The sequence below is a fragment of the Niveispirillum sp. genome (assembly GCF_017996735.1).
Taxonomy (GTDB): domain Bacteria; phylum Pseudomonadota; class Alphaproteobacteria; order Azospirillales; family Azospirillaceae; genus Niveispirillum.
In genome coordinates this window covers 127675-140644 of record NZ_JAGOGJ010000002.1, presented here as the reverse complement: position 1 = coordinate 140644, position 12970 = coordinate 127675, and the positions used below count along the sequence as shown (strand labels likewise).

Annotated in this window: 7 protein-coding genes; 4 read left to right on the top strand and 3 right to left on the bottom strand. The window is 65.1% G+C overall.

Annotated features, from left to right (window positions below):
• Positions 1 to 44: 44 nt before the first annotated feature.
• Positions 45 to 896: an MBL fold metallo-hydrolase gene (locus tag KBA48_RS01505; RefSeq protein WP_292903054.1), complete on the bottom strand. Its 852-nt coding sequence runs from the start codon at positions 894 to 896 to the stop codon at positions 45 to 47.
• Positions 897 to 1110: 214 nt separating this feature from the next.
• Between KBA48_RS01505 and KBA48_RS01500 the strand changes: the two genes are divergently transcribed.
• Together KBA48_RS01500 and KBA48_RS01495 are read left to right on the top strand one after the other, a co-directional pair.
• Positions 1111 to 1842 (top strand): cyclic nucleotide-binding domain-containing protein, encoded by a 732-nt coding sequence (locus KBA48_RS01500; protein ID WP_292903052.1) that lies wholly within the window; start codon positions 1111 to 1113, stop codon positions 1840 to 1842.
• Between the two features lie 124 nt (positions 1843 to 1966).
• Entirely contained in the window at positions 1967 to 3121 is a 1155-nt protein-coding gene (locus KBA48_RS01495; RefSeq protein WP_292903050.1) for a GGDEF domain-containing protein, read from the top strand.
• A gap of 142 nt (positions 3122 to 3263) precedes the next feature.
• Here KBA48_RS01495 and KBA48_RS01490 read toward each other — a convergent pair whose 3' ends face one another.
• Complete coding sequence (locus KBA48_RS01490; RefSeq protein ID WP_292903048.1) at positions 3264 to 5921, bottom strand: calcium-binding protein; 2658 nt, start codon at positions 5919 to 5921, stop codon at positions 3264 to 3266.
• Positions 5922 to 6030: 109 nt separating this feature from the next.
• A complete protein-coding gene (locus tag KBA48_RS01485) occupies positions 6031 to 7062 on the bottom strand; it encodes a substrate-binding domain-containing protein (protein WP_292903046.1) in 1032 nt (343 codons plus the stop codon).
• Positions 7063 to 7323: 261 nt separating this feature from the next.
• Between KBA48_RS01485 and pgmB the strand changes: the two genes are divergently transcribed.
• Together pgmB and KBA48_RS01475 are read left to right on the top strand one after the other, a co-directional pair.
• Positions 7324 to 10281: a beta-phosphoglucomutase gene (pgmB, locus tag KBA48_RS01480; protein ID WP_292903044.1), complete on the top strand. Its 2958-nt coding sequence runs from the start codon at positions 7324 to 7326 to the stop codon at positions 10279 to 10281.
• 105 nt (positions 10282 to 10386) lie between these two features.
• Positions 10387 to 12831, top strand: a complete 2445-nt coding sequence (locus KBA48_RS01475) for a TonB-dependent receptor (RefSeq protein WP_292903043.1) — start codon at positions 10387 to 10389, stop codon at positions 12829 to 12831.
• The last annotated feature ends 139 nt before the right edge of the window (positions 12832 to 12970 follow it).

The following is a 12970-nucleotide window of genomic DNA, read 5'->3' as shown; positions in this document are numbered from 1 at the left end:
AATGACTGACGCCGCATGTCAATGCATGCCGGCCGATGCCTGGCTTAAAGGACCCGCTCACCCTCCGGTGTGATGACCTGTCCCTCCCGCGCCACCAGGGCGCCGGGATGCAGGGCGCGGGCGGCGGCGGCGATCTCGTCCAGCATGGCATCGGTCCGGTCGGGGCAGTGATGGAAGATCACCGGGTGACGCACGCCGGCATGGTCGGCCAGACGCAGCGCCTCCTGCCAGGTGGAATGGCCCCAGCCGACATGGTCGGCATATTCGGCATCGGTATAGCTGGCATCATAGATCATGACATCGGCGCCGCGCACCAGATCGGCGATGGTTTCGTCCCGGCCCTGGGCCGGATGTTCGGTATCGGTGATCAGGCAGATGGACCGGCCCTGGTAATCGACCCGGTAACCCGTGGCCCCGTTGGGGTGGTTCAGGGGGCAGGTGCGCACCACCAGGCCCGGCCGGGGTTCCAGCACCTGGCCGGCTATGAATTTCCGATAATCCAGGCAGCGTTCCAGCCCGCGCAGCGGCACCGGGAACAGCGGGGCGGCCATCAGGCTGCCCAGCACGCCGCCCAGCGTCAGGTCGGGTCCCAGATGCCCTTCCCACAGGCTGATGCGGCTGCGCTTGTCATGGAAGGGGGAAAAGAACGGGAAACCGACGACATGGTCGATATGGGAATGGGTGAAGAACAGGTCGGCCGTCACCGGCTCTCCCGTCGCCTCCAGAGCGTCGCCCAGAAGCCGGATGCCCGTGCCGGCGTCAAAGATCAGCAGGTGCGGGCCGCAGCGCATTTCCAGGCAGGTGGTATTGCCGCCATACCGCAGCGTGTCGGCACCGGTGGTGGCGATGCTGCCGCGCACGCCCCAGAATCGCACAAAAAAGCCGCTGTCACTCATTTCCGCCGGTCCGCCGCCTCTGTCCCGCTGGATCAACCGCGGACCCAACAGGGGCACTTTCAGCCAAGGATTGGAAAAGGGCAACCACCCACCGCCCATCCGCCACAGGAATTCGGGATATGCCGCCCTTGTGCTGTCATACTGACGTACGTAAATGATTGTTAATATTCCATGGGCAGACTGCCCGCCTGCGTCACCGAACAGGAAACCGGAATTGGAAGAAATCAATGTCGGCCCCGGCAAGCTGCTGATCAAGGAAGGCGACTGGTCGGGTGATGCGTTCCTGATCACCGCCGGCCGGGTGGAGGTTTTCCGCGCCGTCAACGGCACCAAGCACCGGCTGGCCACGCTGGGGCCGGGGGAGATCGCGGGCGAAATGGGGCTGATCGACAATGCCCCGCGCTCGGCCTGCATCGCCAGCATGGAACCGACGCGGCTGATCGTGATCTCCCGCGATGTCTTCGTGAAACAGCTTCGCGCCAGCCCGCCCCTGGTGCGTTATGTGCTGCATTCGCTGGTGCGCACGCTGCGGGCCATCAACGGCATTCCCACCGATCATGGCGACCCATTGTTCGCCGATGATCCCATCGTGTCGGAACGCACGCACAAGCTGCTGCGCCGCGATACATTCGCCCCCGGCCGCGTCATCTTCCGCCGGGGGGACGAGGCGCATAACGCCTATCTGATCCAGTCGGGCCTGGTGGAGATCTGGAAGGACACGACCGATGATCAGGTTCAGGTGCTGGGCCAGGCCGGCCCCGGATCGGTGTTCGGAGAAATGGCGCTGCTGCGCGATGCCAACCGGGCGGCCAATGTCACGGCGGTGGAACTGACCGTGTGCGAAGTGATCCAGCGTCTGCGGTTCGAGGAATTGCTGCGGGCGGCCCCCACCCTGATTCGCCAGTTGATCACCTCTTACGTGCAACGGATCGAACGCAGCGGCTGATCATCTGCACGGCGTGCAGGCATGATTGGCGCGACAAGACCGCACACGCCCGTGTTCTTCAAGGAGAAGTGGCACCGCAGGGTCGGCCGGGTGTAGCATCCGGTCGAACAACATTGGGTTGCCGATGCTGCCGGCCTTGGATCTCGCCACCATTTTTGTAGCCAACAGCGTCATCGCGGGCGTGACGGCCCTGGTGCTGACGGTCATCCGGCGGCATCAGCCCGACATCAGCGGCATCGGCCCGTGGGCGGCCGGTCAGGCTGCCTATTTCACCGGCTTCCTGCTGCTCTATCTGTCGATGATGAAGACGATCCAGCCGACGGCCATGCCCGGCTTCTTCTTCTGCTTTGCCGGCGCGCTGTTGACCAGCCTGGGCTTTCACCGGTTCCTGGGCCTGTCCCGATGGGCGACGCGGGCGGCGGTGGGCGCGTTCCTGGCGATGCTGGTGCTGCTGCCGCTGCTGTCGCTGACGGGGCGGGCGGGCCTGATCATCGCGGTGACCATTGCCGTCCTGGGCGGCACGTCCGGGCTGAATGCCTGGCTGCTCTACCGCAATGGCAAGGGGCAGGTGCGCCCGGCGGCCCTGACGCTGGCGGCATTGCACGGCTGCTGGTCGCTTTATGCCGTGGCCCGCCTTGTCTATATCGCGGCCAACGGTTTTGGACGGCCGGCCGCCATCGCCACCCTGGCCCCGGCCATGCTGGTGGGCACCTTGATGCTGACCTGCCACGCGCTGGGCCTTGTCTGGCTGGTGGTGGGGCGGCTGCAGGAACATCTGGTGCGGCAGGCGGCCACGGACCCCCTGACCGGGGCACTGAACCGGCGCGCGCTGCTGGCGCGGCTGGACCAGGAACGGGCCCGCGCGGCGCGCGACGGCACGGGCTTCGCGCTGGCCACCTTCGATCTGGACCATTTCAAGCAGTTGAACGACACGCATGGCCATGTCGTGGGCGATGCCACGCTGGTGGGCGTGGTTGAAACGGCCCGCCGGCTTCTGCGCCCCGACGATGCGGTAGCCCGGCTGGGGGGCGAGGAATTCTGCCTGCTGCTGCCAAACGCGACCGGTCACGAGGCCTTGGCACTGGCCGAACAGATCCGCCAGGAGATGGCCCGCCTGTCCATCGACAGCCCCGCCGGCCCGGTGACGGTGGCGGCCAGTTTCGGCGTCGCCTGGTACGGCACGCACGGCCGGGACTGGCCCTCCCTGCTGAAGGCCGCCGATGGGGCGCTCTATTGCGCCAAGCGCCAGGGCCGCAATCAGGTGGTGGCTGCGGCCTGATCCCATGTACGCAAGCCCAACGGCGCGGATGCGCCCGCCCGGCACCGCGTGGTGCCGTAAGCCAAGCCGCCGGATGGCGGCGCCCGGCGTCTGAGGAACACGCAATCTTCCTGGATCGGTCACGGGTCCAGGCGGATTACCACTACAGCACGATGTCGGTCGCCACCAGGGTGGTGAGGGCGGTCAGGGTGATGGCGAAATCGGCCGTGCCGTCGCCATTGAGATCGCCCAGCACTTGCAGATCCGCGCCCACCGCCTGGATGCGCACTTCCCCCGCCACACCGGAGAACAAGGCCGTGCCGATGAAGGTGAAGCTGTCATTGGCCGGGGTGGCGCTGTTGGCATCCATGCCCGACAGGTCGATCCGGTCGCCGTCGGCCGTGCTGAAATCGGCGATGGTGATGGGTGTGGCAACGGGGCTCTGTGTGGCATCGGACAGCACGAACCTGTCCGCCCCACCGCCGCCCGTCAGAGTGTCCGCCCCGCCGCCGCCCCTCAACGTGTCGGCCCTGGCACCGCCGGTGATGGCATTGGCGTCGGCATTGCCCGTTCCCGCAAAGGTGCCGGTACCCGTATAGACCAGATTTTCGATATTCGCGGCCAATGTAAAGGTGGCCAGGCTGGTGCGGACCGTGTCGTTGCCGCCGCCCGCCACCTCCTCCACCCTGTCGCCGGCATTGTCGACGATATAGGTATCGTCACCCGCGCCACCGACCAGACTGTCAATCCCGACCCCGCCATCCAGCGTGTCATTGCCGGCCCCGCCGGTCAATGTATCGGCCCCCGCCCCGCCGGTCAGAAGGTTGTCGCCATCATTGCCGTCGCCCGCAAAATTCCCGGTGCCGGTAAAGACCAGATTCTCCACCTCCGCGGCCAGGGTAAAGGCGGCCAGGGCGGTGCGGACCGTGTCCGTGCCCTCGCCCGCCAGTTCGGTGATGGTGACCGATCCGGCCGCGACGATATAGACATCGTTGCCGGCCCCGCCCGCCAGGACATCGTCGCCGCCGGCCCCGTCAAGCGTATCGGCGCCGGCACCACCGGTCAGCGTATCGGCCCCGGTCCCGCCGGTGATGGAATTGGCCAGGGCGTTGCCCGTGCCGTCAAAGGCGCCAAGCCCGATATAGACAAGGTTTTCCACCTCGTCGGGCAGCACATAGCTGGCGGCGCGGGCCCGCACCGTGTCGGTCCCCTCTCCCGTCAGTTCCAGGATGATGTCGCCCGGATCGTCGACGATATAGGTATCGTTGCCGACCCCGCCCACCAGACTGTCGATCCCGGCACCGCCATCCAGCGTGTCATCACCGGCCAGACCGGTCAGCGTATCGGCCCCATCCCCGCCGACCATGCTGTTGGCAACGGCATTGCCCGTGCCCGTGGCATCAAGGGTACTGGTGAATTGCAGATTCTCCAGACCGGTCCCCAGCACATAGGTCGTCAGGCTGGTCCGCACCGTGTCGGTGCCGGCGGTATCGATAATGCTGTCCCCGATATTATCGACGACATAGGTGTCGTTGCCGGCCCCGCCCACCAATGTATCGGCGCCGACGCCGCCATTCAGCGTGTCGTTCCCGGCCCCGCCCTGGATGGAATTGGCGCCGCTATTGCCGGTGCCGCGGAAACTCGCCGCCCCCAGATAGACAAGATTGTCCTGCGTTGCCGTCAGCGTATAGGCCGAGGCGGTCGTATTCAGCGTGACCTTGCCGGTTCTGTCGGTGGTCGTATACGAATAGCCGAAATCCGACACATCCAGCACGCCGGAGAAATTCTGCAGGCGGAAGATGTAATCATCCAGCCCCAGATTGTTGCTGCGCGACGGTCCGGACACGACCAGATAGACCTCGCCCAGATAATTGAACAGCCCGGCCTTGTTGGTGTCGTACAGGGGCCGCCCGCGCGCGAAAAGACCGTTCATGGCCTCATAGAAGGAGATGCCGGTGACACGGACAACACCGCCGCCGACGACACTGTTCACGGCAAAGGGCACTTCGATCGTGTCGGCCAGCAAGGTGCCGTTGTTGCCAAGGTCCAGATTGACGATCACATCCATGCTGTTGAAGGTCAGGGCGGTGGACAGGCGCGTGTCGCTGGCGCGGGCAAAGACGAACCGGTCCTGGCCCGACCCGCCGATCAGACGGTCCACCCCGCCGCCGCCGATCAGCACATCATTGCCGGCCGTGGCGATCAGCGTGTCATTGCCCAACCCGCCTTCCAAACTGTCATCGCCATAGCCGCCGATCAGGCTGTCATCGCCCGCCCCGCCGATCAGCGTGTCATTGCCCAGCCCGCCATCGATCGTGTCATTGCCATCGGCGCCGTCGATGTAATTATCCATCCGGCCCTTGATGTCGCCGCGCAGATATTCCGAACGGCTGTTGTTGAAGCTCTGTATCTGCACAGGCCCCTGGATGGTGGAGGGCAGCAGGGTGAACAGGCGCGGCACCCCGCCCTGTCCCTCCGTATCAAAGGCGGTGATGACACCGTTCAGCTTATCGACGGCATAGATGATGACGCTGTGCGCCTCGACCACGGTGCCGTTGTTCCAGACAAAATGCAGGATCTCGCCCACCGCCAGGTTGCGGTACATGATGGCCAGATCCTTGGCCGCCACGGTCCGGTAATCGGACCAGCTATCCAGCCGGTCATCCACCATGATCGCACTGTCGGTGGCCCCGTTGCGCACGCGCTCGCCGCCCCAGATCATGCCCGCCTGGTTCAGCACATCGCGGAACAGCTCGATCTCGTCCGTCACGGTTTCACCGGCTGTGATGGCGGCGTCTAGGACGGTCTTCAGGCTGGGCATGGAACGGACTCCGGCGGCAAATATTTCCTGGCCAGCCGGGAGAGTCCCGGCCAGCCGGCCCAACCATGCAACGGGCGAGCCAGCACTGAGGCAATGGATGAGCCAGCCCTCAGGTGCCCCGTACCACCAACCGGGCCGGAAGGCTGACCGATGCCACCTCCTCCCCGTTGATCAGGGACAGGATGCGCTGTGCCAGCAATTCCCCACCCGCCTGCCAATCCTGGTGGACGGAGGAAAGCGGCGGCGTCAGACAGGCGCCCAGCGGCGTATCATCGTAACCGATCACGGAAACAATGTCCGGCACCGCGATGCCGCGTTCCTGCAGCGCCTGCAGGGCGCCGATGGCCAGAAGGTCGCTGGCCGCCAGCAGACAATCGAACGAGGCGCCCCCGCCATCGATCCAGTCGGCAATCGCCGCCGACCCGGCCGCAATGCTGAACGGGCAGGAAATGCCGCCGACCAGTTGCCCGCCGCCCGCAACCATGGCGTCGCGGAACCCGTCATGGCGCTGTTCGATCTCCGCGTGGCTGGTGTCACCGATGAACAGGCCGCGACGGCGGCCCAGCGCCAGGAAACGGTCGGCGGCCAGCGCCCCGCCCTGGCGGTTATCGGACCCGACCGTCACATAATCATGCTCCGGCGCCTCTGCCCCCCAGACCACCAGCGGCACATCGCTGTCGGCCAGTTGCGCCGCCGCCTCGTCATGGCTGCCCTGGCCCAGCAGGATGATGCCATCGGCCGTCTGCACCGCCGGCATATGCACCCCGTCCCGCGTGGTCAGCACCACCGCATAGCCGATGCTGGTCAGTTCCTGGCAGATGCCGCCCATCAAGGCCATGGGGAACGGGTCGGACAGGGGCCGGTCGGGGCTGGGCTTCATCTCCACCACCACGGCCACGCTGTTGGACCGTTGCAGGCGCAGGCTGCGCGCCGACAGGTTCAGCTTATAGCCATGTTCCTTGGCCAGTGCCTGGATCTTGGCCCGCGTATCGGGCTTCACCGTCGGGCTGTCGCGCAGCGCCCGCGACACCGTGATCTTCGACACCTGCGCCAGTTCGGCCAGATCGGCCATGGTCAGGCGGCCGGCCGGAACGGTCCGGGTCTCGATTTCACGTCCACGGTCGGCAACAGGCTTTGTCATCGGGTTCCGGCTTGGGTGACGGACGGGGGAAAGCACGGGGACTTTGGCATGGGTGCCGATTTTTTCCAAGGCTTTGGGACCTGCCTTTGCCAAGCACCGGACCGTCGCCGCATACGTAGCCAGAAAAATGATATCGATATCTTGACATCGATAACATTGATGTTAGCTTAAGGCCCAACCACCACATCATGGCGGTGGATCAAGCGTATCTTGGGGAGGTTTGCCGTGGCGGAGAGAGCATCTCACGTCCGCGCAGGAGATGTGCGTGCCGATGCCGGGGATGGCTGGACCATCCGGGTTGCGGGTTTCGATCCGGCAAATGCGGCGCGTGACGAAAGCCTGTTCGCACTGGCCAATGGCGCACTGGGCGTGCGCGGCGGCATCGATGGCGTGGACAGCGCCAGCGACGGTGCCTTCCTGGCCGCCTTCTTCGAACAGGCGCCCATTCATTATCATGAGAAATTCACCGGGTTTGCGCTGTCCACCGACACCCGCGTGCCCGTGGCTGATGCCAAGCATGTGCGGGTCGTGCTGGACGGGGAAAGTGTCAGCCTGACGCCGGATGCCGGCCTGATCCGGGAACTGGACCTGTCCACGGGCCGGTTCCGCACATCCATGCGCTATACGGCAAAGGGCGGGACGGTTGAGATCACTACCGACCGTCTGGTCAGCTTCGCCCGGCCCGGCCTGCTGGCCCTGCGCCTGACCGTCCGTTCCCTCGATTATACCGGCCCCGTCACCCTGCTGTCGGACCTGCGCTGGGGCCGCCGGGCGGAGGGGCAGGGCGATGATCCGCGCATCGGCGTCTCTCTGGGCGCCGGCGGGGTGGACAGTTTCCCGGTTGTAACCGACGGCATCCCCACCGCCCTGCGTCAGACGGCCCGCCTGTCGCGCCGCACCTGCCTGTTGCGCCAGGATCACGTGCCCGGTCACGGCCTATCCGCCGACCAGCCCTTCCTGACGCTGGACAGCATCAGCCAGCCCTTCCATGCCGACCTGACGCCCGGTGGGGAAACCAGCCTGGTGAAGTTCGCCGCCTATGCCTGGGCCGACCAGGATGGCGATAGTGACGGTCTGTTCGCCACTGCCGGTGCCACCCTCGCCGCCGCCCGCAGCGCCGGCTGGGACGTGCTGGCCGCGGAACAGGCCGATGATCTGGCCCGCTTCTGGGCCGATGCCGACGTGGTGATCGATGGCGATGCGGGGCTGCAGCAGGCCATCCGCTTCAACCTGTTCCATCTGTACCAGTCGACGGGCCGCGACGGCGCCACCTCCATCGCGGCCAAGGGCCTGACGGGGGAAGGGTACGAGGGCCATTATTTCTGGGACACGGAAACCTTCATCCTGCCGGTACTGGCCTTCACGGCCCCGCACCTGGCGCGGCGCATGCTGGAATACCGCATCGGCCGGCTGGACCGCGCCCGCGCCCATGCGCGTGGCATGGGGCACAGCGCCGGGGCCCTGTTCCCTTGGCGCACCATCGCCGGCGATGAATGTTCGGCCCATTACCCCAGCGGCTCGGCCCAGTACCATATCAATGCCGACATCGCCTTCGCCGCGCGCCTTTATGAGGAAGCGACGGGCGACAGCGCCTTCCTCTACGCCCATGCCGCCGAAATGCTGTTCGAAACGGCCCGCATCTGGCCGCAGGTCGGGCATTTCAACGCCCGCAAGGGCGGGGCCTTCACCATTCATGAGGTGACGGGGCCGGACGAGTACACGGCGCTCGTGAACAACAACTTCTACACCAACGCCATGGCCGCCGCCCATCTGGCCCATGCCGCCGATCTTTATCGCCGCATGGGCAGCGACGCGCCCGACCATCTGTCGGCCCTGGCGGCCCGCATCGGCCTGACTGATGCCGAAGTGGCCCTGTGGCAGCGCGCGGCCGACGCCATGTACCTGCCCACCGACCCCGACCTGGGGGTCAGCCCGCAGGATGATGATTTCCTGTCCAAGCCCGTCTGGCCCTTCGCCGACACGCCGGCCGACAAATATCCGCTGCTGCTGCACTATCACCCGCTGGCCATCTATCGCCATCAGGTGTGCAAACAGGCCGATGTGGTCCTGGCCATGCTGCTGGCCGGCGACCGTTTCACGCCCACTCTGAAACGCCGTAATTTCGATTATTACGAAGCCGTAACGGTGCATGACAGCACCCTGTCGCCCAGCAGCTACGGCATCCTGGCCGCAGAGCTGGGCGACAGTGAAAAGGCCATTCGTTACTTTACCGAAACGGCCCGCATCGACCTGGATGATCTGCATGGCAATGCCAGCCATGGCGTGCATATGGCAGCCATGGCCGGAAGCTGGCTGGGTATCGCCTGGGGCTTCGGCGGCTTGCGCTGGCAGGGGGGCATCGCCCGATTTGCCCCGCTGCTGCCCCCCGGCTGGACCCGTTACGGTTTCGGCATCAATTGGCGGGGAAGCCGCCTGCGGGTGACGGTGGACCCGGTCGGCACCACCTACCACCTGCTGTCGGGCGACGCCCTGACCATCCACCATCACGGCACCCCCGTCACCCTGACGCCGGGCCAGGATACGGCCATCGCCCACACGCCCTTTCCGGTCGCGGTGAAGGCCATCATTTTCGATCTGGACGGTGTCCTGACCGACACGGCGGAGGGCCATTATCAGGCCTGGCAGCGTCTGGCGGACGAACTGGGCGTACCGTTCGACCGGGAGAAGAACGAGGCGTTGAAGGGCATCGACCGCATGGGCAGCCTGGAACGCATCCTGGCCGGCTCTGCCGTCACCCTGACCGACGCGGAGAAGCTGGCCGCCGCCACCGCCAAGAACGGCTATTACCAGGACCTGATCGCACGGTTCAGCCCCGATGATCTGTTCGACGGCGTGCGCGACCTGCTGCTGGCGGCCAAGGCAGCCGGCTTGAAGCTGGGTGTGGCGTCGGCCAGCCGCAACGCCCCCACGCTTCTGACACGCCTGGGCATCATCGACCTGTTTGACCATGTCGCCGATGCCGGTGCCATCCCCAATCCGAAGCCCGCGCCCGACATCTTCCTGTCGGTCGCCCAGGCCCTGGATGTTCCCGCGCCCGCGTGCCTGGGCGTGGAGGACAGCATGGCCGGGATCACCGCCATCAAAGCCGCCGGCATGCCGGCGCTGGGTATCGGTGATCCCGCCATCCTGACAGAGGCCGATGCCGTCATCGGCCATATACGCGAATTCCGGCTGGACCGTTTCGTCCGCCCGGCCTGACAATCCGGGCGCCATCCCGAGAGGGGGGATGCGTCGCCCGGACGGAAACAAACGATAGCCCATCAATCAAGAAGCATCCGGGTGATGCTCATACGGGAGGTCCCTATGACAAAGTTTGACAAGAAGCTGCTGACCGGTGCCGCCTTCGCGGCCCTGCTGCTGCCCGCCTTGGGTGCTGCCCAGGCGCAGGAAGCCGGCCAGGGTGCCATGCTGGAGGAGATCATCGTCACCGGTGTGGCGCGCTCCGACGGTATCAAGAAGCTGGATGCCAGCTTCTCCATCACTACCGCCGATGCCGAAGCCATCGCCGAGCAGCAGCCCGCCAGCACCGCCGACCTCCTGAAGATCGTCCCCGGCGTCTGGGTTGAAAGCTCGTCCGGCACGTCCGGCGCCAATATCGATGTGCGCGGCTTCCCCGGTGGCGGCGACGCGCCCTTCATCACGGTACAGTTGGACGGCTCGCCCCTGTTCCCGCCGCCCACCCTTTCCTTCCTGGAAAACAGCACCCTGTTCCGTCTGGATGACACGGTGGAGCGGGTGGAGGTGCTGCGCGGCGGCCCCTCGCCCATCTTCTCCAACGGTCAGCCGGGCGCCACCATCAACTTCATCCAGCGCAAGGGCAAGGAAGACCCCGAAGGCAGCCTGAAGCTGACCGTGGGGGATGAGGGCCTGTACCGGTTCGACACCTATTACCAGGGGGCCCTGGACAAGGATCTGCTGTTCTCGGTCGGCGGCTTCTACCGTACGTCGGACGGCATCCGCGACACCGAATTCCCCGCCGATCGTGGCGGTCAGGTCAGCGGCAACATCACCAAGGTCCTGGAAAACGGCGAGGTCACCTTCTACGGCCGTTACACCAGCGACAAGAACGCCTTCTACACCGCCATCCCGCTGATTTCTTCCAACAATGGCAAGACCATCAAGGAATTTCCGGGCTTTGATGCCGGCACCGGCACCTTCCTGGGCAATGATCTGCGCAATGTCGTGCTGGAGGTCACCCCCGGCGCCACGCCCGGCACCATCCGCCGCGATTTCGCCGATGGCCGTGGCGTGAAGGCCGCGGTTGTGGGCAACACGATCGACCTGACCTTCGGGGAATGGACGGTCAGCAATAAGATGAACTACCTGAAGGGTCAGGCCGATACGCGCGGCCTGTTCACGGGCGCCAATCCGCAGACGCTCGGCAGCTTCATCAACGATCAGATCACGTCCGCCAACGGCAATGCCGCCGTGGTCGCCGCCGCCGGCCGCACGGCCACGGCCGGTTCCGCCAGCTTCGCCAATGGCGGCGGCGCCATCACCGACCTGAACACACAGGTGATCACGGCCGGCCTCTGGTCGGTGGACAAGGATATCGAAAGCTTCACCGACGATATCCGTTTCAGCCGTGAGATCTTCGACGGCAACACCATCACCATCGGCGCCTATTTCGCCGATTATTCGTCCAAGGATCTCTGGTACCTGGGCAACAATGTCCTGATGACGGCCACGCCCAATGCCAAGCTGATCAACCTGACGCTCAATAACGGCGCCAAGGTCACGCGCAACGGCTTTGTCGGCACCTCCTTCTTCGACGTCAATGCCAGCTATAACGGCCAGAACATCGCCGCCTTCATCGCCGATGAATGGGCGCTGACCGAAGATCTGCGCATCGATATCGGTGGCCGTGTGGAAAAGCAGAAGGTCAATGCGACCCTGGAAAACGTCTCGACCATGGATCTGGACGGCAATCCGCTGACCCTGTCGAACAACGCCACCTCGGTCCTGAACGGCTCCTTCCGCACGCTGGATTATTCCAACACGGAAACCTCCTGGACGGCGGGCGTGAACTACTATCTGACGGGCGACCTGTCGGTGTTCGGTCGCCTGAACAGCGGCTTCAAGTTCCCGCAATTCGACAATCTGCGTGACGGCCAGGACCAGATGCAGAAGATCGATCAGCAGGAAATCGGCCTGAAGACCCGCACGTCCGACTATGCTGCCTATGTCACCTTCTTCCACAACAAGTTCGAAGGCCTGCCCTTCCAGCAGTTCATCATCAATCCCGATGGCAGCCAGACACAGTTGACCCGCATCGGCGGTTCCAAGGCCTATGGCGTGGAATTCGAACTGATGGTCAACCCGCTGGAAAACCTGAACCTGGCCCTGCGCGGTAACTACCAGAAGGGCGAGTTCAAGGATTTCGGCCCAAACAGCGGCAATCAGGTGCAGCGTCAGCCGAAGATCCAGTTCACCTTCTCGCCCTCCTATGACGTGCCCATGGACTGGGGCAAGCTGCGCTTCTTCGCCAGCTACAACTACACCGGCAAGCGTTGGGCCGATGTGGAAAACGCCCAGCGCCTGCCCAGCTTCGACACGATCGATGCCGGCATCTCCGCCGATATCGGCGATGACGTGACGGTGATGCTGTCGGGCACCAACCTGACGGACGAGTTGGGCCTGACCGAGGGCAATGCCCGCATCATCGGCGGCGCCAACACCAGCGGCGTGTTCATGGGCCGCCCCATCTTCGGGCGTAACGTGAAGATGTCGGTGGCGACGAAGTTCTAAACCGCCGCAGCGTCACTCCCTCACCCTCCCAAACGCTACCGCGTTCGGGCCCCTCCCTCTCCCGCAAGCGGTAGAGGGGCGAAATAAGGCTCAACACCAAGTTCCGCCCCTCGCTCACAATAGTGGAAAAGGGGCAGAA